This is a genomic window from Streptomyces sp. NPDC107522, assembly GCF_055657525.1.
On record NZ_JBVKAU010000006.1, the window covers coordinates 570,169 to 589,880 of the forward strand.

20 protein-coding genes are annotated in these 19,712 nt (G+C 71.2%); 9 read left to right on the forward strand and 11 right to left on the reverse strand.

What is annotated here, in order from left to right; translation table 11 throughout:
• The first annotated feature begins 42 nt into the window (after positions 1–42).
• Positions 43–1,347 carry a hypothetical protein gene (locus tag ACZ7L6_RS22910; protein WP_471926827.1) on the forward strand — a complete coding sequence of 435 codons (1,305 nt, stop codon included), beginning with the start codon at positions 43–45 and terminating at the stop codon, positions 1,345–1,347.
• A gap of 103 nt (positions 1,348–1,450) precedes the next feature.
• Here the strand turns inward: ACZ7L6_RS22910 and ACZ7L6_RS22915 are convergent, their stop codons facing one another.
• Positions 1,451–2,962 (reverse strand): peptide MFS transporter, encoded by a 1,512-nt coding sequence (locus ACZ7L6_RS22915; protein WP_471926691.1) that lies wholly within the window; start codon positions 2,960–2,962, stop codon positions 1,451–1,453.
• A 487-nt stretch (positions 2,963–3,449) separates the two neighbouring features.
• Between ACZ7L6_RS22915 and ACZ7L6_RS22920 the strand changes: the two genes are divergently transcribed.
• The gene (locus tag ACZ7L6_RS22920) at positions 3,450–4,127 is read left to right on the forward strand and encodes a response regulator transcription factor (RefSeq protein WP_107905766.1); all 678 of its coding nucleotides are present in this window, start codon (positions 3,450–3,452) and stop codon (positions 4,125–4,127) included.
• A gap of 163 nt (positions 4,128–4,290) precedes the next feature.
• Complete coding sequence (locus ACZ7L6_RS22925; RefSeq protein ID WP_471926694.1) at positions 4,291–5,565, forward strand: ATP-binding protein; 1,275 nt, start codon at positions 4,291–4,293, stop codon at positions 5,563–5,565.
• Positions 5,566–5,752: 187 nt separating this feature from the next.
• Here the strand turns inward: ACZ7L6_RS22925 and ACZ7L6_RS22930 are convergent, their stop codons facing one another.
• The gene (locus ACZ7L6_RS22930; protein WP_471926696.1) at positions 5,753–6,316 is read right to left on the reverse strand and encodes a GtrA family protein; all 564 of its coding nucleotides are present in this window, start codon (positions 6,314–6,316) and stop codon (positions 5,753–5,755) included.
• 185 nt (positions 6,317–6,501) lie between these two features.
• Here ACZ7L6_RS22930 and ACZ7L6_RS22935 point away from each other — a divergent pair, with 185 nt between their 5' ends.
• Genes ACZ7L6_RS22935 through ACZ7L6_RS22945 form a run of 3 tightly spaced genes read left to right on the forward strand, consistent with a single transcriptional unit; the run spans position 6,502 to position 9,391 of the window.
• Positions 6,502–7,662 (forward strand): 5-(carboxyamino)imidazole ribonucleotide synthase, encoded by a 1,161-nt coding sequence (locus ACZ7L6_RS22935; RefSeq protein WP_471926698.1) that lies wholly within the window; start codon positions 6,502–6,504, stop codon positions 7,660–7,662.
• Entirely contained in the window at positions 7,659–8,186 is a 528-nt protein-coding gene (purE, locus tag ACZ7L6_RS22940; protein WP_471926700.1) for a 5-(carboxyamino)imidazole ribonucleotide mutase, read from the forward strand. The genes ACZ7L6_RS22935 and purE overlap by 4 nt, the downstream gene beginning before the upstream one ends.
• 5 nt (positions 8,187–8,191) lie before the next feature.
• Positions 8,192–9,391, forward strand: a complete 1,200-nt coding sequence (locus ACZ7L6_RS22945) for a dipeptidase (RefSeq protein ID WP_471926702.1) — start codon at positions 8,192–8,194, stop codon at positions 9,389–9,391.
• Here ACZ7L6_RS22945 and ACZ7L6_RS22950 read toward each other — a convergent pair.
• On the reverse strand, positions 9,331–10,470 hold the full coding sequence (locus tag ACZ7L6_RS22950) for an alkene reductase (RefSeq protein ID WP_471926704.1): 1,140 nt from the start codon (positions 10,468–10,470) through the stop codon (positions 9,331–9,333). The genes ACZ7L6_RS22945 and ACZ7L6_RS22950 overlap by 61 nt on opposite strands.
• A gap of 64 nt (positions 10,471–10,534) precedes the next feature.
• On the opposite strand from ACZ7L6_RS22950, the gene ACZ7L6_RS22955 reads away from it, so the two are divergent.
• A complete protein-coding gene (locus ACZ7L6_RS22955) occupies positions 10,535–10,894 on the forward strand; it encodes a MerR family transcriptional regulator (RefSeq protein WP_471926706.1) in 360 nt (119 codons plus the stop codon).
• 126 nt (positions 10,895–11,020) lie between these two features.
• Positions 11,021–12,148, forward strand: a complete 1,128-nt coding sequence (locus ACZ7L6_RS22960; RefSeq protein ID WP_471926708.1) for a dipeptidase — start codon at positions 11,021–11,023, stop codon at positions 12,146–12,148.
• Between the two features lie 49 nt (positions 12,149–12,197).
• On the opposite strand, the gene ACZ7L6_RS22965 is transcribed toward ACZ7L6_RS22960, so the two are convergent.
• Positions 12,198–12,584, reverse strand: coding sequence for a VOC family protein (locus ACZ7L6_RS22965; RefSeq protein WP_471926710.1), 387 nt, complete (start codon positions 12,582–12,584; stop codon positions 12,198–12,200).
• Positions 12,585–12,611: 27 nt separating this feature from the next.
• Entirely contained in the window at positions 12,612–12,971 is a 360-nt protein-coding gene (locus ACZ7L6_RS22970; RefSeq protein WP_471926712.1) for a VOC family protein, read from the reverse strand.
• A 118-nt stretch (positions 12,972–13,089) separates the two neighbouring features.
• Here ACZ7L6_RS22970 and ACZ7L6_RS22975 point away from each other — a divergent pair, with 118 nt between their 5' ends.
• A complete protein-coding gene (locus tag ACZ7L6_RS22975; RefSeq protein ID WP_471926714.1) occupies positions 13,090–13,599 on the forward strand; it encodes a CGNR zinc finger domain-containing protein in 510 nt (169 codons plus the stop codon).
• On the opposite strand, the gene ACZ7L6_RS22980 is transcribed toward ACZ7L6_RS22975, so the two are convergent.
• From ACZ7L6_RS22980 to ACZ7L6_RS23005, 6 genes are all read right to left on the reverse strand, one after another.
• Entirely contained in the window at positions 13,596–14,300 is a 705-nt protein-coding gene (locus ACZ7L6_RS22980; protein ID WP_471926716.1) for a cupredoxin domain-containing protein, read from the reverse strand. The two genes, ACZ7L6_RS22975 and ACZ7L6_RS22980, sit on opposite strands and share 4 nt — an antisense overlap.
• Positions 14,297–14,803: a hypothetical protein gene (locus ACZ7L6_RS22985; RefSeq protein WP_471926718.1), complete on the reverse strand. Its 507-nt coding sequence runs from the start codon at positions 14,801–14,803 to the stop codon at positions 14,297–14,299. Before ACZ7L6_RS22985 ends, ACZ7L6_RS22980 begins: the two co-directional genes overlap by 4 nt.
• Positions 14,804–14,936: 133 nt before the next feature.
• On the reverse strand, positions 14,937–15,971 hold the full coding sequence (locus ACZ7L6_RS22990; protein WP_471926720.1) for a cupredoxin domain-containing protein: 1,035 nt from the start codon (positions 15,969–15,971) through the stop codon (positions 14,937–14,939).
• A 27-nt stretch (positions 15,972–15,998) separates the two neighbouring features.
• Complete coding sequence (locus tag ACZ7L6_RS22995) at positions 15,999–17,318, reverse strand: copper resistance CopC/CopD family protein (protein WP_471926722.1); 1,320 nt, start codon at positions 17,316–17,318, stop codon at positions 15,999–16,001.
• Positions 17,315–17,911, reverse strand: coding sequence for a hypothetical protein (locus ACZ7L6_RS23000; protein WP_471926724.1), 597 nt, complete (start codon positions 17,909–17,911; stop codon positions 17,315–17,317). The genes ACZ7L6_RS22995 and ACZ7L6_RS23000 overlap by 4 nt, the downstream gene beginning before the upstream one ends.
• 376 nt (positions 17,912–18,287) lie before the next feature.
• Positions 18,288–19,631 (reverse strand): UDP-glucose dehydrogenase family protein, encoded by a 1,344-nt coding sequence (locus ACZ7L6_RS23005; protein WP_471926726.1) that lies wholly within the window; start codon positions 19,629–19,631, stop codon positions 18,288–18,290.
• Positions 19,632–19,712: the final 81 nt, after the last annotated feature.

Here is a 19,712-nt window from a genome sequence, read left to right on the forward strand (position 1 = left end):
CCTCGTAGCCCTCGGAGAGCCGGCGCGGCGGGCGTCGCCCTGATGCTGGGCGGCGCCGGTGTGCTGCTCGGCGTGGCCGCCGCGCCCGCGCAGGCGGCCGAGGTGTCGTACGCGACCGAGTGCATCCCGCCCGCGATCTCCGGGCTGCCGCCGGTCCAGGGCACGACCAAGGTGGAGATCACCGCGCCCGCGGAGGCGAAGGTCGGCGACGAGGTGCAGATCGTCTGGAAGTTCGTCCAGGCGGCGTCGAAGAACCCCGACATCCTCGATCTGGAGAAGGACACGGTCCAGCCGACGGGCACGCTGAAGGCGGCGGGCGCGCAGACGGCCGACATCGCGATGCAGGGCCCGCGGCAGAACCCGCCGATCCCCAAGAACAGCGACATGAAGCTGTCCGACATGAAGGGCAAGCTGAAGCTGACGGCACCGGGCGAGGTGTCCCTGACCCCGGACGCCTACAACATCAACGTCAACAAGCCGATCTCGACGGACACCAAGTGCACGCCCAAGGAGACGGTGAAGCCGGCGGCCACGATCAAGGTGACGGACGCGGGCGGGGGCTCGGGCGGTACGACGGGAGGGTTGCCGACGGTCGTGCCGACGCTGCCGACGAGCGTGCCGACCGGGCTGCCGACGGGGTCGTCCAGCCCGACTCCTGCGCCGACGCCGAGTGAGAGCGAGACAGGCGGGGACGACGGTGGTACGAGCACCGGGGGAGGGGGCGGTCAGACCGACTTCACGGGCAAGGAGGTCCAGGTCCCGTACGAGTGCAAGACGCCGATCGGCGACAAGGAGGCGACCTCGCCGGTCCAGATCAACGCCAAGAAGAACGGCGGCAGCTTCGACCTGACGGTCCAGTTCAAGAAGTCGGTGATGGACAGCCCCGCCGACATCCCCAAGGACTCCGTCAAGCCGTCCATGGAGGTCGTCCTGGGCGGTGCGGACAAGGGCACGGTCCACGTCGAGGGCCCGACCAACTCCGAGGCCATCAAGGCGGGCGACCCCATCGAGATCCCGGACCTCACCGGCACCTACAAGCCGGGGGCCAGCGGAGAGTCGACCCTCTCCCCGGGCGTCCTGACGGTGAAGGCCCTGGGCACGACGACGACGTGCACGCCGACGAATACGGAGGTGTCCCTGACCCTGGACACGACCGAGCAGGCAAGCGGCGCGTCGGGCGGCGGCTCGACCGGCGGTTCCGCGGGCGGTTCGTCGACGGACGGCGGCCTCGCGGCGACGGGCGCCGAGGACGGTGGGTCCCTGAAGGCGCTGGGATTGGTAGCAGGGACGGCGCTGCTACTGGGAGGTGCGGTGTTCACCTTCATGCCGAAACGAAGGATGCGCTGACCAACGCTTCTTGGGGGCGCGGGGAACCGCGCACAGTGGCAAAACCAACAGGGCCGCTGCAATCCACCCGGATCACAGCGGCCCCGTCGGCCCAAGCACAGCGCTAGCGCACGTCGCCCATCAGCGCCCGGATCTTCCGCCCGGCCATCATGAACGCCAGCCCCGCGGCCACGGCGATGACGGCCCACATCGAGTAGTACACGGCGTCACCCAGCGGAGCGTTCAGCTTGGTGGTCCAGCCGTTGAGCGCGTTGCCCGTGGCGGTGGCCAGGAACCACAGACCCATGATCTGGCCCACGAACTGCTTCGGCGCCAGCTTCGTCGACAGGGACAGGCCCACCGGCGACAGGCACATCTCGCCGAGGGTCTGCACCAGGTAGACGCTCAGCAGCCAGAAGACGGTGACCTTGCCCGTGTCGCTGTTCGCGGCGGCGGCGCCGGCCAGGCCCATGATGCCGAACGAGCCACCGATGAGGAGCATCGCCAGGGCGAACTTCATGGGCGTGCTGGGCTCACGGTCGCGTCGGGCCAGCTTCACCCACAGCGCGGCGAAGACCGGGGCGAGCACGATGACCATGGCCGGGTTCACCGACTGGTACCAGGACGCCGGGAACTCCCAGCCGCCGATCATGCGGTCGGTCTTGCCGTCCGCGAAGATCGTCAGCAGCGAACCGGACTGGTCGTAGATCATCCAGAACAGCACGGCGGTGGCGAAGAACCAGGCGAAGGCCTGGATCTTCGGCTTGTCCTCGGTGGCCAGGGCCGGGTTCCGGTACATGGTCACGAAGTAGACGATCGGGACCACGATGCCGAGGATCGCGAGCACGTTGACGATGTGCTCGATGTCGTAGGTACCCAGCAGGATGTCCAGGACCAGCGCGGCGACGGCGATGCCGCCCCACAGGGCGACCTTGCGCAGCGCGGCGCGCTTCTCCTCCGGGGAGGCCGGGGTGCCCGGCTCCTTGCCGATGTCGCCGAGGTGGCGGCCGCCGAGGACGTACTGGACGACGGCGAGGGTCATACCGACACCGGCGACACCGAAGCCGAGGTGCCAGTTGACGTTCTCGCCGAGGTAGCCGACGACCAGCGGGGCGGCCATGCCACCGATGTTGATCGCCATGTAGAAGAGGGTGAAGCCGGCGTCGCGGCGGGCGCTGGGCTGGCCCTCGTAGAGGCCGCCGACCATCGCGGAGATGTTCGGCTTCAGCAGACCGGTGCCGATCGCGATCAGGCCGAGGCCGCAGAAGAAGGCGATGTCCGCGGGGATCGCCAGCGTGAAGTGGCCGGCCGCGATGACGATGCCGCCGACGAGCACGGCCTTACGCGCGCCCCAGAGGCGGTCGGCGACCCAGCCACCGGGCATGGCGGCCATGTAGACGACCGCGTTGTAGACGCCGTAGATCGAGGCGGCCAGGGCTTCCCGGCCCGCCAGGGGGCCGTCGAGGACGCCCGCGATCAAGTAGAGGACGAGAATGCCGCGCATTCCGTACCAGGAGAAGCGCTCCCACATCTCCGTCATGAAAAGCGTGGCCATACCGCGGGGGTGGCCGAAGAAGGTCTTCTCGGTGCCGGGGGTGCCCGGGTTGGCCGAGTCCTTCGTCAGGCTGGACGCCATGGTCGATCCTTGCTGGTCGGGACGCGCACGACAGCGAACGGTCACGCGCCCGGTGGGGGGCGGCCGGCACCGGCGGGTACGGCCGCCCGTCCCACGCCCGGGGGAGTCCCGCTCCGGGTCTCGGAGCGGAAGACGGCGACCGCCGGGATCCACGCCCCCGCATTCAGGGGCCCGGCCACAGGTCATTCCATTTCACGCGCACATAAAAGAGACCCTCAGCGTCAAGTGCCGCCGAAGGTCCCTGCAGTGCTACAGGCGTAGATTCACCATACGTCAGGACACTGCCGGATATGGAAGGACTTGAGACAGGGATCACAGGTGTCGGGGGAACCGCAGGCACCCTTTCCAAGGTCCTTTCCAGGATCGCACCTCTTAGGCATAGGTCTGTACCACAGCGCCGGAAGGTAAGAGACGCCCCCAAGAACGGTAAGAATCAAGGCGTCCGATCACACCCCAGCTCTTGTCATGGGCGGACTACCATCAGCTCATGACCCGTGTACTGCTCGCCGAGGACGACGCGTCCATTTCGGAGCCGCTGGCCCGCGCACTGCGCCGGGAAGGGTACGAGGTCGAGGTGCGGGAGGACGGACCCACCGCACTCGACGCTGGAATGCAGGGCGGTATCGATCTGGTCGTGCTGGACCTCGGTCTGCCCGGCATGGACGGCCTGGAGGTGGCCCGGCGACTGCGTGCCGAGGGCCACACCGTGCCGGTCCTCATCCTGACCGCGCGCGCCGACGAGGTGGACACCGTCGTAGGCCTGGACGCGGGCGCCGACGACTACGTCACCAAGCCGTTCCGGCTCGCCGAACTGCTCGCGCGTGTGCGGGCCCTCCTCCGGCGCGGGGCGGCGGAGCCGCAGCAGCCGCCGGCGACGCACGGAGTGCGGATCGACGTCGAGTCGCACCGGGCGTGGATGGGGGACGAGGAACTCCAGCTGACCGCCAAGGAGTTCGACCTGCTGCGGGTGCTGGTGCGGGACGCCGGGCGGGTGGTCACCCGCGACCAGCTGATGCGCGAGGTGTGGGACACGACGTGGTGGTCGTCCACCAAGACCCTCGACATGCACATCTCCTGGCTGCGCAAGAAGCTCGGGGACGATGCGGCCAACCCTCGGTACATCGCCACGGTGCGTGGAGTGGGTTTCCGGTTCGAGAAGAGTTAGGCGGCGCCTCATCGCCGTGGGACCTTCGCCCAGTGTGCGACTGCTGCGCCGTCGTGGCTGGTCGCGCCCGCGCGGCGGAGCCGCAGATCGATGAGGTCCCGCGCTCCTACAGGGGCGCTGCCGTACTGGTCGTTGTGAAGTTACCGGCCCTAAGGATCGTCCCGTGCGTCGCCGTCTCATCCAGTCCACCCTCGCGGTCGTTCTCGTCGTGATCGCCGTGTTCGGCGTGTCACTGGTGATCGTCGAGACGCGGACGATCACCAACACCGCGCAGGAACGGGTGGACACCGAGGCGGTGCGGCTGGTCAGCATCGTGGACAGCCGGCTGCTCGGGGACGAGACCGTCGACGCGGAGGTGCTGCGCGACCAGATCCAGGGGGATCGTTACGCCGAGATCCGGATCCCGGGGAAGCCGGTGATCGAGGTGGGCACCAGGCCGACCGGTGAGGTCATCAGTGCGAAGGAGACCGGCGAGGAGGGCGAGACGGTCACCGTGCAGGAGCCGCGTTCGTCGGTGACGCGGGAGGTCGGCCGTACGTTGCTGATCATCGGGGCGGTGGCGCTGCTGGCGGTGATCGCGGCGGTCCTGCTGGCGGTGCGCCAGGCCAACCGCCTCGCCTCCCCGCTCACCGACCTCGCGGAGACGGCGGAACGCCTCGGCTCGGGCGACCCCCGTCCGCGTCACAAGCGGTACGGCGTCCCGGAGCTGGACCGTGTGGCGGACGTACTGGACTCCTCGGCCGAGCGCATCGCCCGCATGCTGACGGCGGAACGCCGGCTGGCGGCGGACGCCTCCCACCAGCTCCGCACCCCGCTCACGGCCCTCTCGATGCGCCTGGAGGAGATCACCCTCACCGAGGATCTCGACACGGTGAAGGAGGAGGCGACCATCGCCCTGACGCAGGTGGAGCGCCTCACGGACGTGGTCGAACGCCTCCTGACCAACTCCCGGGACCCGCGCAACGGCTCCGCCGTCACCTTCGACCTGGACGAGGTCATCCAGCAGCAGCTCGCCGAGTGGCGCCCGGCCTACCGCAGCGCGGGGCGGGCGATCGTCAGCTCGGGCAAGCGCCACCTCCAGGCGGTCGGCACGCCGGGTGCGGTGGCCCAGGTCCTGGCGGCCCTGATCGAGAACTCCCTCATGCACGGCGGTGGCACGGTGGCGCTGCGCACCCGCGTCACCGGCAACCAGGCGGTCATCGAGGTCACGGACGAGGGCCCGGGCATCCCGGCGGACCTGGGCGCCCGCATCTTCGAGCGCGCCATCAGCGGCCGCAACTCCACGGGCATCGGCCTCGCGGTCGCCCGAGACCTCGCGGAAGCAGACGGCGGCCGCCTGGAAATGCTCCAGACCAACCCCCCGGTCATCGCCCTGTTCCTCTCCCGCACACCCCCGGCGAAGAAGCCGACACAGGACGCGGGTCCGACGGTCAGGTGACCGTTGAGGGGAAGGATTTCCCAGCCCGTCCGGCGTTTGAGGACAAGGCCCCTTCAGGGCCGAAGCGGGGTCTGGGGGCCGCAGGCCCTCAGGGACCGGGGCCGAAGGGGCGGAGCCCCTGGAGGACGGGACGGATAGGGGCGGCGGGGGCGAGAAACTCCCGGGCCCGCAACCGGCACCAGGCAGGTCAGCCCACCCGCTGCCCGACCCGCGGCTTCTCCGCCTCCGGCTGCCGCCCCTTCAGGAACGATTCCGCACCGGCCACAGCCTCCCCCTCCGACGAAGGAAGCGCCCGGAACACCCACGTCCGATACGACCAGAACCGGAACAACGTCGCGATCCCGATACCGAGGAACTTGAAGACGTTGCTCTGCAGCGGACTGTCCCAGCCGAACCCGTACGTCGCCGCGTACAGCACACCGTTCTCGATCACCAGACCGACCACGCTGAACAGCAGGAACAGTCCCAGTTCCTTCGTACGGCGACCCTTGTCGCGGTCCCGGTACGTGAAGTACCGGAAGCCCAGGTAGTTGAAGATGATCGCGACGACGGTCGCGATGACGCTCGCCCGCACCACCTGGAGGTCGGTCCCATGCCGCACCAGGTTGAACACGAGGAGATTGACCAGAAGCCCCGCTCCCCCCACCGCACCGAACTTGGCGACCTCACGCACCAGCCGGTCGAAGCGCTGCCGAACGGCACTGCGAGGTACCGGAGGCGCCGCATGAAGCCCCGAGGAACCACGTCCCATGGTCGTGAAGGCTCCTGTCGGTCGATGTGTCGGTCATGTGCCGATCGGTTTCGTCAACCCAGCCATGCTAACCACCCCCCTCGGCGATTGCCTGTGCGCGAGGTCATAGGTCGGGAACAGGTCGGGAAGAGCCCCGGAAAAGTCCGGTAAGAGGGTCGCCCCCGCGTGGCCGATACCCTAGGGGCGTGACGTTCCCGGTAGTCGGCATGGTCGGCGGGGGCCAGCTCGCTCGTATGACACACGAGGCAGGCATCCCGCTGGGCATCAGGTTCAAGCTCCTCAGTGACACCCCTCAGGATTCCGCGGCGCAGGTCGTCAGCGATGTCGTCATCGGCGACTATCGCGACCTCGACACGCTGCGCGAGTTCGCGCGCGGGTGCGATGTGATCACCTTCGATCACGAACACGTACCCACCGAGCACCTCAGGGCCCTGGAGGCGGACGGCATCCCCGTACGCCCGGGCCCCGACGCGCTCGTGCACGCCCAGGACAAGGGTGTGATGCGCGCGAAACTCGACGCGATCGGCGTGCCCTGCCCACGGCACCGCATCGTGAGCGACCCGGCCGACGTGGCCGCGTTCGCGCGCGAAGGACTTCCCGAAGGCGCGGTGGGTGACGGATTCCCCGTCGTCCTGAAGACCGTCCGCGGCGGTTACGACGGCAAGGGCGTCTGGGTCGTCGACTCCGTCGAGGAGGCCGCCGAGCCGTTCAAGGCAGGCGTCCCGGTCCTCGCCGAGGAGAAGGTCGACTACGTCCGCGAGCTCGCCGCCAACGTCGTACGCTCCCCGCACGGCCAGGCCGTCGCCTACCCGGTGGTCGAGTCCCAGCAGGTCAACGGCGTCTGCGACACCGTCATCGCCCCGGCCCCCGACCTCGACGAGGCCCTCGCCCTGAAGGCCGAGGAGATGGCCCTCACCATCGCCAAGGAACTGGGCGTCGTCGGCCACCTCGCCGTCGAGCTGTTCCAGACCCGCGACGGCCGCATCCTCGTCAACGAACTGGCGATGCGCCCCCACAACTCGGGCCACTGGACCCAGGACGGCGCGATCACGTCCCAGTTCGCCAACCACGTCCGGGCGGTCCTCGACCTCCCCCTCGGCGACCCGCGCCCGCGCACCAAGTGGACGGTCATGGTCAACGTCCTGGGCGGCGACTTCCCGGACATGTACTCCGCGTACCTGCACTGCATGGCCCGCGACCCCCAGCTCAAGATCCACATGTACGGCAAGGACGTGAAGCCCGGCCGCAAGGTCGGCCACGTCAACACCTACGGCGACGACCTGGACGACGTGCTGGAGCGCGCCCGTCACGCTGCCGGCTACCTGAGAGGCACGATCACCGAATGAGCCCCGTTGTTGGCATCGTCATGGGTTCGGACTCCGACTGGCCCGTCATGGAGGCCGCCGCCCAGGCCCTCGACGAGTTCGAGATCGAGTACGAGGTCGACGTCGTCTCCGCGCACCGTATGCCGCGCGAGATGATCACGTACGGTGAGCAGGCCGCCGAGCGCGGACTGAAGGTGATCATCGCCGGGGCCGGAGGCGCCGCCCACCTGCCCGGCATGCTGGCCTCCGTCACGCCGCTCCCGGTCATCGGCGTCCCCGTCCCGCTGAAGTACCTCGACGGCATGGACTCACTGCTGTCGATCGTGCAGATGCCGGCCGGCGTGCCCGTCGCCACCGTCTCGGTCGCCGGTGCCCGCAACGCCGGTCTGCTCGCCGCCCGCATCCTCGCCGCCCACGACGAGGAGCTGCTGCAGCGGATGCGCGAGTTCCAGCAGGACCTGAACGACCAGGCCACCGAGAAGGGCAAGCGGCTGCGCGCCAAGGTCGAGGGAGCGGGCGGGTTCGGCTTCGGCGCGGGGAAGTGACGCCGATGACCTCCGCTTCGCTGGGGGCGGCCCGGGAACTCCTGCGCGAGTTCCCGGTCGTCGACGGCCACAACGACCTCCCGTGGGCCCTGCGCTCCCAGGTCCGCTACGACCTCGACGCCCGAGACATCGCCACCGACCAGGCCGCTCACCTGCACACCGACATCCCGCGCCTGCGCGAGGGCGGCGTGGGTGCGCAGTTCTGGTCGGTGTACGTCCGCTCGGACTACGCCGGTGACAAGGCGGTCAGCGCCACCCTCGAACAGATCGACTGCGTACGGCAGCTGCTGGCGCGCCATCCGGCCGACCTGCGCCCCGCGCTGACGGCCGCGGACATGGAGGCGGCCCGCGCGGAGGGCCGTATCGCCTCCCTCATGGGCGCCGAAGGCGGCCACTCGATCGCGAACTCCCTGGCCACGCTGCGCGCGCTGTACGCGCTCGGCGTCCGCTACATGACCCTCACCCACAACGACAACATCGCGTGGGCGGACTCGGCGACGGACGAACCGAACGTCGGCGGCCTGTCGGCCTTCGGCCGCGAGGTCGTCCGGGAGATGAACCGCGAGGGCATGCTGGTCGACCTCTCGCACGTGGCGGCGACGACGATGCGCGACGCGCTGGACACCTCCACCGCCCCGGTGATCTTCTCCCACTCCTCCGCCCGTGCGGTCTGCGACCACCCCCGCAACATCCCCGACGACGTCCTGGAACGCCTCCCCGGCAACGGCGGCATCGCGATGGTGACCTTCGTGCCGAAGTTCGTGCTCCAGGCGGCGGTCGACTGGACGGCCGCGGCCGACGAGAACATGCGCGCCCACGGCTTCCACCACCTCGACACGACCGCCGAGGCGATGAAGGTGCACCGCGCCTTCGAGGAGAGCAACCCGCGCCCGGTCGCCACCGTGGCCACGGTCGCCGACCACTTGGACCACATGCGCGAGGTCGCCGGCGTCGACCACCTCGGCATCGGCGGCGACTACGACGGCACCGCCTTCACCCCCGACGGTCTGAACGACGTCTCCGGCTACCCGAACCTCATCGCCGAACTGCTGGACCGCGGCTGGTCGAAGCCCGACCTGGCCAAGCTGACCTGGCAGAACGCCGTACGGGTGCTGGGTGCGGCGGAGGACGTGGCCCGCGACCTTCAGGCGACGCGGGGGCCGTCCAACGCGACCATCGAGGAACTGGACGGACTGGACGGCTGATCGTCGAGGGCGGGGTAGTCGGTGTAGCCGGTCGCCCCGCCCGTGTACATCAGGTACCTGTCCCGCACCGGGTTGAGCGGTGCCCCGAGCCGCAGCCGCGTGACCAGGTCCGGGTTGGCGAGGAACGGCCTGCCGAGGGCGACCAGGTCGGCCCCGGCGGCCAGCATGTCCGTGGTGGCCCGGGTGACGGCCTCGGTGGTGAGTCCGGGCAGGACCGGGTTGCCGATCAGGACGCCGGGCCAGTCGGCGCGGATCCGCCGGTACACCGCCGTGTCCGGGTCGGCGTGCACGAGGTGCAGATAGGCCAGGTCCAGGTCCTTCAGCCGGGCCACCAGCGCCGGGTAGAGGACGTCGGTGTCGTCCTCCGCGATGCCGTTGACGGTGTTCCCCGGGGAGATCCGTACGCCCACCCGGTCGGCGCCGATCGCGTCGGCCACCGCCTCGGTGACCTCCGCCGTGAACCGCACCCTCCGCCGCGCCGGCCCGCCGTATCCGTCCGTCCTGCGGTTGGTGTTCCCGGCGAGGAACTGGTGCAGCAGATGACCGTTGGCGGAGTGCACCTCGACGCCCTCGAAGCCGGCCTCGACGGCCCGCCGGGCCGCTGCGGCGAAGTCGGCGGCGGTGGCCCGGATGTCGTCCGCGGTCATCTCCCGGGGGACGACGGCGGGCTGGTGTCCGCGTGGCGTGAAGATCGTCTCGGGCAGTGGTACGGGGGAAGGCGCGACCGGCGTCAGACCGGTGGTCGCCGGGTGGCTGACCCGCCCGCCGTGCTGGAGCTGCAGGAACATCCGCCCGCCACCCGCCCGCACGGCCTCGGTCACCCGCCGCCACCCGGCCGTGTGCCGGTCGGTGTGCATCGCGGTGATGTTCGGGTACGTCTGCCCGACCGGGTTGGGCGTCGAGGCCTCGCCGATGATCAGGCCGGCGGTGGCGCGCTGGGCGTAGTGGGTGACCATCAGGTCGGTCGGGGTGCCGTCGGCCTCCGCGCGGTTGCGGGTCAGCGGCGCCATCACGAGGTGGTGGGGAAGCTCGAGCCGGCCAAGGCGGGCCGGTGCCAGGAAGTCCGTTGTCTGCCTCATGGCCGTACGCTAGAACCTGACATCAGTGTCAGATTCAAGCCCGGACCGAGCGGGGGGCAGTGGCATGCGGATCGGTGAACTGGCCCGGCGCACCGGCGTGAGCGAGCGGTCGCTGCGCTACTACGAGACCCAGGGGCTGCTGCGCGCCGACCGCACCCCCGGCGGGCACCGCGACTACCCGGGGGCGGCCGTCGACCGGGTCATCCGGATCCAGGAGCTGTTCGCCGCCGGGCTGCACAGCAGCAGGATCGCCCAGCTGCTGCCCTGCATGCGGGACACCGACGGCGGCCCCTCCGCCGTCGCCACGCCCCGGCTGGTCGAGGACCTCACCGCCGAGCGCGACCGCATCGACCGCATGATCGCCGACCTCGTCCGCTCCCGCGACACCCTGGACCAGGTGATCGAGGCGGCCCGGGAACGCTGACCGGCACCCCCGTACTCCCGCCGCCCCCGTACCCCCGAACGCACCGCCCACCAGGAAGCCGCTCCGGGTCCGTGCGACGGTGAACCGTACTGCTGATCAGGATCCCGAGCACGTACGGAGACCGCCATGGCAGACCTCAGGGACGAACTGGACACCAGCTCCGAGGTCGGCGGACTCGACGGCCTGCCCGACCCGCTCCCCGCAGAGCCGTCCGAACCGGTCACCGGCCCGGCCGAAGGCTCCGACACCGGCCTCCTCGACCGCGCACATGCCCTCCTCGACGCCCATCCCGTCGCCGACGGCTACAGCGGACTGCCGTCGGCGCTGCGTGACCTCCCAGGGGTCGACCTGGAACTCGGCGAGGGCGCCGTCGACACGGACGTGCCGCGGATGCGCGAAGGCCACGTCACCGCGTTGTTCTGGGCGCTCCACCTGCCCGAGGAACCGGCCGGTGACCGGGCCGTCGCCGCCACGCTGGACCAGCTGGACCTGGTGAAGACCGTCGTACGGGGCCACCCCGAGAGCCTGCGCCTCGCCGACGCCCCGGGGCCGATCACCGACGCCCGCCACACCGGCCGCATCGCCGTCCTGCTCGGCCCCGCCGCGGGCGCCGCCCTCGGCGACTCGCTCGCCATCCTGCGCTGCCTGCACGCGCTCGGGCTGCGCGCCCTCACCCTGTCCGGCACCTCCTGGGCGGGCGAGGCGGGGCTGACCCGGTTCGGCGAGGAGGTCCTGCGTGAGATGAACCGCCTCGGTGTGCTGGCCGACCTCTCCGGCGCCTCCGCCGACACCGTCCGCCGCGCGTGCGCGGTCTCCAAGGCCCCGGTCGTGTGCGCCCGCTCCGCCGCCCGCGCTCTGCGCGCCCACCCGGCCAACCTCCCCGACGACCTGCTCGCCGTGCTGGGCGCCGCACGTGGCCTGTGCCTGGTGCCGCTCACCGCCGAGCAGACCGGCCCGTCCGTCCGGGACGTCGCCGACCATCTCGACCACGTCCGCGAGGTGGCCGGCCCGGAGTGCGTCGGCCTCTCCGGCGCGTACGACTCCGGCACCGCCCACCCCCAGGACCTCGCCGACGCCTCCCGCTACCCCCACCTCATCGCCGAGCTACTGCGCCGGGGCTGGACAGAAGCCGACATCGCGCTGCTGACCTGGGGCAATGTCCAGCGGGTGCTGCGCGAGGCCGACTTCACGGCGCGGGAGGCGCAGCGGCGCCGGGAGCCGTCGACGGCGAAGATCGCGGACCTCGACGGGTAGTGGTTGTCGGTGCCGGACCCCTCGACGGACAGCCGTTGCCGGTGCCGGATCAGGAGTGCTCGATCCGGCAGAGGCAGAACGGATGCCCCGCCGGATCGGCGTACACCCGGAAGTCGTCCTTGTCCTGAGCCTGCAGCAGCCGCGCGCCCAGCCCCAGCACCTTCTCCTGAGCCGCGTCGACCTCCTCCCAGGTGGACCCGGCGTCGAAGTCGAGGTGGAACTGCTGCGAGTTGCGGTCGGCCCGCGGCCACTCCGGCGGGGTGTACCCGGGCGCCGGCTGGAAGGCCAGCCGTGGCCCGTCCGGGAGCTGGAGGACGACCCACTCGGGGTCGTCCTCCTCCGGCGTACCGCCGCCGACGCCGGCGTAGAAGCGGGCGAGGGCGCGCGGGTCGGGGCAGTCGATGACGACGGAACGCAGACGGGTCACGGCGGCCATAGGGTCCTCCCGGCGGTCAAGGCATGATCAGCAGGCGCACAGGCAGAACGGGTGCCCCGCCGGATCCGCGTAAACCCGGAAGGTCCGCGAGCGGTCCTCGGCGTCCAGCGGCTTCGCACCCAGGGCCAGTACCTCTGCCTCGGCCGCGTCCAGATCCTCCACGGTCAGGTCCAGGTGGAACTGCTGCGAGTGATCGGGCGCGGGCCACTTCGGCGGTACGAACCCGGGGGCGGCCTGGAACGCGAGCGACTGCCCGCCGGGCACCTTCAGGTCCACCCAGTCTCCCTCCCCCTCGACGCTGCCGCCGAGCACGCGCGCGTAGAAGCCGGCGAGGGCGCGGGGGTCGGGACAGTCCACGACGACGACGCCCAGTTCGGCAATGGCCATGACTTCCTCCTTGAAGTCCGTGTTACCCATACCGTGCGGCAAGAGGTAACTCCGTTACCGCATACTCCCTCATTGGAGGTAACGTCGCAAGGGGAGCAGCGGGAGGTAGCGTGCAGCCATGAGTGAGCGATCGCCCGCGCCCGGGGGCCTGGAGCTGGTCCAGTCCCTGGTCAACACGCTGGACATCGAGTCGGGCGCCGACTCGCTGGACACGGCGGAGGGCCGGGCACGCTTCGGGCTGGCCGAAGCGGACGTGCCGGGGGCGCGGGAGCTGCGGGAGTCCCTGCGGGTGGCTCTTCTCGCACATGCCGGGCATCCGCCGCACCGGGTGGTGACGCCGTTGGGGGAGTTGCTGAGGGAGGGGCCGTTGGTGGTCGCGGTCGACGCGGCCGACGGCTCGGCCGGCCTCGTCGCCGCGGACGGGGGCTCGCTGACATCCCGGGTGGCGGTGGTGATCGCCCGGGCCCTGGTCGAGGGCTCGTGGAATCGGTTGAAGGCCTGTGAGGCCGTCGACTGCCACTGGGCGTACTACGACCGCAGCCCGGCGGGGCGGGGGCGGTGGTGCTCGATGCAGGTGTGCGGGGCGCGGGCGAAGATGCGGCGGTACCGGGCCAAGGACGCCGGCTAGTCCGCCTCCGCTTCCTCGCGTGTGCGGGACGCCCGCGACCCCACGAGCAGCAGGCACAGCACCGCGACCCCCGCGACGATCCCGGTCAGGACCAGCAAGGGGTCCAGCGGGCGGGTTGTCGACGCGGTGACCTGGGTCCGAGGCGCCGCGGTCGGTGTGGGCGCCGACTGCGGTACGGCCGCCGCCGACGAGGTGGGCGGCTGCCGTACGGAGGGAGAGGGAGACGAGCGGGTGGGGGACGGCGAACGAGTCGGCGCCGTCGGCCGAGCGGGCACGGTCGCATGATGGCCCGAGGACGACCCTGGTCCCGCGTGCTCGTGCGTCGGTTCGGGCGCCGACCTCGTCGGTGCCGCCTCGACCACGATCCGGGCCGTCATGCTCGGGTGGACGGTGCAGTAGTAGGCGTACGTCCCCGGCGTCGTGAACGTGAAGCTCCAGCTGCCGCCCTTGTTCAGCATGGGGGAGTGGAAGGCGGCCGGGGCGGACGTGGTCTTCACGTCGTGCGGGGCGGTGTCCTGGTTGGTCCAGGTCACCGTGGCGCCCGCGGGGATCGTCAGGGTCGCCGGGCGGTACGCGTACCCGCTCATGGCCACCCGGTACGTCGCCGCCGACGCGCTATCGCCCGGCACCGCGAACAACAGCCCGAGCAGGACGGACAGGACGAGTACGGCCCCCTGGACCGCTCGCCGGGCCGCCCTCACGCGAACTCCCCGGCGACCAGCAGCCGCAGCCGGGTGGTGGGACGCAGCCTGCCGAACCGGAAGCCGGTCGCGCGCCGCAGCAGCCGGTACGGCAGCCGGGCCACACCGACGCCGAGCAGCCGGTCGTCGGCGCGCTCGACGACCCGCAGCCGCAGCAGCACGGGGAAGTCGGTGCCGGCGATGGCGAGGTCGCCGGTCAGCTGGACCGTATCGGCGCTCTCATGGGCGTGGTCGAGGGTGAGGACGCCCTTGAGGTGGGCGTCGTCGAACTCGAAGCGGAGGGTGGAGTGTTCCTCGGGGTGTTCTTCGGTGCCCGGCACCGTGAGTGACGCGTCCGCGAGGGTGAGGCGGCGACGGCGTACGGGCAACGGGCCGCACAGGGCGGTGAGTTCCACGAGCGAGCGGCCGGGTGCCACGGTGTAGCGTCCGGGCAGCGGCAGCCAGGGGGCCGGACCGGGCGCCCCGGACGGGGGCGGGTCGACGGGCAGGGTGACGGTTGTCATCCCGGTCTCCTTGAAAGCGGTTCCGGAAGGGCGGCGGTGACGGGGACAATGGGGGGAGCGCCGGTCCGGCCGACTGAGCCTCGGCCGGACCGGCGTCCGTCTTCCGCGCGGGTGATGTCAGCAGCGGGCGGTGTCAGCAGCTGTCGGTCAGGAAGTCCTCGGTGGGGGCGAGCAGGTGCTCCGCCCAGACCGTGTGCATCTGCACGTAACTGTCGGCGTTCAGCAGATCGGCGACCTGCTGCCCGGGCGACTCCTCCAGGTGCGCCTTGTTGATGTGGTCGAGGAGCACGCTGAGCGTGTCGTCGAGGACCGTGCCACCGCCGTCGGTGGCGGGAGTCAGGATGCTCTCGATCCATACCGTGTGTGTCTTGATGTACGCGTCCAGCGCGAGCGCGTCCTGCACCTGCTGACTCGGGGACCGCTCCAGGTGCGCCGCGTTGAGGTGCTGGAGGATCGGCAGCAGCACGTCCCGGGCGCTGGTGCACTGCTCGTCGTCGTCACCGGAGCCACCGCCGGACGTACCGCCCGACGCGCCACCGGACGTACCGCCCGACGAACCGCCGGTAGTGCCACCGGACGTACCGCCCGAGCCGCCTCCGGAGCCGGATCCACCGGAGGAGCCGCCGCCGGAACCGCCCGAGGTACCCCCGGACGAACCGCCCGACGACCCGCCGTCGTCGGCGGCCACGACCTTCACGGACGCGACCATGTCGGGGTGCACCGCGCAGTAGTACTCGTACGTCCCGGCCGTGGTGAAGGTGTACGACCACGAGTCGCCCTGCTCCAGCGTGCCCGAGTCGAACTTCTTCGGCCCCTTGGTCGTGGTGACCGTGTGCGGCACGCTGTCGTGGTTGGTCCAGCGGACCGTGTCGCCGACCTCGACGACGAGCTGCTTCCCGTCGCCGAACTTGTTGTTCATGATGTCGACCTGGTGGTCCGGCGCCGCATCGGCGGCCGGCCGGGCCTGGGCCGCGGCGGCAGCGGGCGCCTGAGCCGCGCCCGCGTCCGCCGTGGAGGTCCCGGAGGCCGAGGTGCCCGAGGCGGCCTGGAGCAGCCCCAGGCTGAGCACCGCGGTCAGTGCCGCACCGAGCCCGGCGACCAGCAGACCCCGGTTGCCCGAGGGCGCCCGGCGGCGTGGTCCCGCGTCGCTCTCATTACGTCGTTTCACCACAACTCCTTTGATTTTCCTGGGAGTTCACTGGCCAGGATTGGTCGTGACCAGCAGACTCGTCACGGCGAGCACGACGAGGACGAGCCCCGTCTCGGCCGCGACCGAGTAACCGAAGGGCCGCACGGTGGCGGCGTCGCCGCGCAGCAGCACGGCGAGATCGAGGCGGGTGCGCACCCACTGACGGCCGGCGAGGGCGGCGAGCAGGACGACCGCGAGCACGGCTGTCTTCAGGAGCAGCAACCGCCCGTACGAGGTGTGCAGCAGGGCGTCGTACGACCCCACGACCTGCCACGCCAGCACCAGCCCGGCCGCGACGATGCCCGTCACGCTGACCGCCGCCAGCCGTGAGTAGCCCGGCACCACCGCGGCCAGCTCACCGGTCCGCCGCCGCGGCAGTACGGCCACCGCGAGCATGACCAGCCCGCCGGTCCACAGCGAGACACCGAGCAGATGCACGAGGTCGGCGATCGCGCCCCAAGTGGGCTCGCTGCCCTCGGCGTTGTGGCCCGCCATGCCGGTCGCCCGCAGCAGCCCGAGGCAGACGGCGAGCGCGCCGACCCGCCAGCCGGGGGAGCGGGAGGTGCGGGGCCCGCCCTGGAGCAGTGCGGCCAGCACCACCGCCGCGAGCACCCACAGCAGGACGCGGGCGGCGAGCACGACGCCGGGCCCGGTGGTCAGGACGTCCGCGTACGTCCCGGCGTGCAGGGCGTCACGCAGGCCACCGAGCGACGCGTAGGCGCCCTGGAGGCCGATGCCCGCCACCGACGCCAGCAGCCCGCACGTCCAGGCCAGGCCCAGCAGCGCCCGGGCCCGCGGCTCGTGCGCGCCGCGCGGCCACAGCAGCGTGACGAAGGCGAGGCCCCCGACGAACAACGCCAGCGACAGATAGCCGGTCCAGCGGGCGGCGACGAGGCCCTTCCGCACCAGGGGGGACGCTGCGGGCGCGGCCTCGTCGCCGCGGTCAGGGGTGGTGGGCACCGCGGAGAGGCCGAAGTCCAGCCGCCCGGACGAGGCATGCCCGTCCTCCTCGTCGACGACCGACCAGACGACGGAGAAGGCCCCGTCCGCCGGGTGCCCGAGGGCGGCCCGAACGACTTTCCCTTTGTGCCCGGGCACGACGGACACCGGCAGCCGGTCGCCGTCCAGGGTCATCACGCGTACGTCGCGGGGATCGACCGGCTCGTCGAAGGTGAGGGTGAGGTGCTCGGGGGCCCGCTTCAGCTCGGCGCCGTTCGCCGGGCTGGACGTGACCAGCTCGGTGTGGGCGGAGGCCTGGGTCGTGCCCGGCAGGACATAGAGGAGCGGGGTGAGGACGAGGAGGACGAGGACTCGGCGCAGGCTCATGGCGTCGCCTCCGGGGAGGGGCCGATGCCGCCGAGGAGGGAGGGCAGCGGGGCGAGCCCGAGACAGGGGGAGGGCTGCGGTTCGGGGGCCTCGGTGTCGTCGTCCGCCGGGTTGAGGAGCCCGAAGACGGGCTCGGTGAGGCCGGTCAGGAGGGGGCGGGCGAGCCGGACCTCGCCGTCCGTACAGGCGGCGTCGTCGGTGGGCGGGGTGGTCCCCGGTGTGGAGGGAGAGGGCGGGGGCGCGGAGCCGGAGGGCGTCGGTGTGGGTGAGCCGCCATGGTCGCCATGGCCGGTGTGGTCGGTGTGGTCCATGCCCGTGACGCCGGGATGGGCGACGCCGGTGACGGGCAGCCCTCCGGCCCCTGCCGCCCCGCTCCCTGAGGCGTCGCCCGGGGTCTGCGGTGGGGCGGTCCCGTCCGGGGACGAGGGTGAGGTGGCCGCGGGCGGCGGGGTGGCGGTCGTGGCGGAGGAGGCGGCCGGGGCGCCGATCCCCGACGCATACCCCAGCACGACCACCACGGCGCCGACGAGCGCGCCCGCGACCAGTTCGTCGCGGTGGTCCTGCGGCCACAGAGCCCGGCGGAACAGGGGCATGATCACTCCTGGCATGGTCCGTTCAAACGGGCGAACGCCGACCAGTGGAGTGGCGCGCGAATTCCGCGCGGCTACGCGTCAGTTAAACGGCTGTTGCGGTGCCTCTCTTTCGGGGGGACCCCCACTGTGAGACCGGCTGAGATCGCCGCTATTCCGCGCAATGCGGCCTGTGGAGAATTCGCGGACGGCCTTTTCTGTTCCCTCACGCTACTCGAATAGAATTCGGCGGCGGGTGGGGATTTCAAGGAGAACGGCATATGTCGTCGCGCGGGCCCGGCAAGGGCTGGGCGTGGGCGTCGCAGGCAGCATTCGGTCCCTCCGCCGAAGGGAGGGGCCATGCGGATGTTGCATTCTCCTGCCGAAGAGCCGGCCGTTTTCAGGCCGTCGGCCGCCCCATCGCCCGATAAGTCCAGCCGGCCTTCCGCCACAGCTCCGGGTCCAGGGCATTGCGTCCGTCGAGAATGACCCGCGCCGCCGCGGCCTCACCGAGCGCCGCCGGATCCAGCTCGCGGAATTCCCGCCATTCCGTCAGATGCAGGACGACATCGGCGCCCCGCACCGCGTCGATCGCGCTGTCGGCGTAGCCGAGGGTGGGGAAGAGACGGCGGGCGTTCACCATGCCCTTGGGGTCGTACACCGTGACCTGGCCGCCCTGTAGGTGGATCTGCCCGGCGACGTTCAGCGCGGGCGAGTCCCGTACGTCGTCCGAGTCGGGCTTGAAGGTGGCGCCGAGCACGGCGACCCGCTTGCCCAGGAAGGGCCCACCGCCCAGCGCCTGCCGGGCGAGCTCCACCATCTGGCCGCGCTGGCGCATGTTGATGGAGTCGATCTCGCGCAGGAAGGTCAGCGCCTGGTCGGCACCCAGCTCACCGGCCCGGGCCATGAAGGCACGGATGTCCTTGGGCAGACACCCACCGCCGAAGCCGATCCCGGCCCGCAGGAACTTCCGGCCGATCCGGTCGTCGTACCCGATGGCCTCCGCGAGCTTGGCGACATCGCCGCCGGCGGCCTCGCAGACCTCCGCCATCGCGTTGATGAAGGAGATCTTGGTGGCGAGGAAGGAGTTGGCGGACGTCTTCACCAGCTCGGCGGTGGGGAAGTCGGTGACGACGAAGGGGGAGCCGTCGGCGACCGGCGTGGCGTACACCTCGCGCAGCAGCTTCTCGGCCCGCTCGCTGCGGACGCCGACCACGATCCGGTCCGGCTGGAGCGTGTCCTCGACGGCGAAGCCCTCGCGCAGGAACTCCGGGTTCCAGGCCAGCTCGGCGTCCTCGCCGGCCGGCGCGTGCTCGGCGAGGTACGCGGCGAGGCGGTCGGCGGAGCCGACGGGGACGGTGGACTTGCCGACGACGAGGGCGGCGTTCTTCAGATGCGGGGCCAGCGAGGCGAAGGCGGCGTCGACGTACGACATGTCGCAGGCGTACTCGCCATGGCGCTGCGGAGTGTTGACGCAGACGAAGTGCACATCACCGAACTCCCCGACCTCGGCCCAGTCCATGGTGAACCGCAGCCGCCCGGTGGACCCCTCGATGCCGGCGACGTGCTTGCGCAGCAGCTCCTCCAGCCCCGGTTCGAACATCGGGACCTGGCCCCGCTGAAGCATCTCGATCTTCTCGGGGACGACATCGAGCCCCAGGACCTCGAACCCGAGCTCGGCCATGGCCGCGGCGTGTGTGGCGCCGAGATAGCCGGTACCGATCACGGTGATCTTCAGGGCCATGGAGACTCCAGAGAACGAGGACGGGGCAGTGCGGGCCTGAGCATAGTCGGCGGGCTTGACGGGCAACTTCCCCGCTGTCGC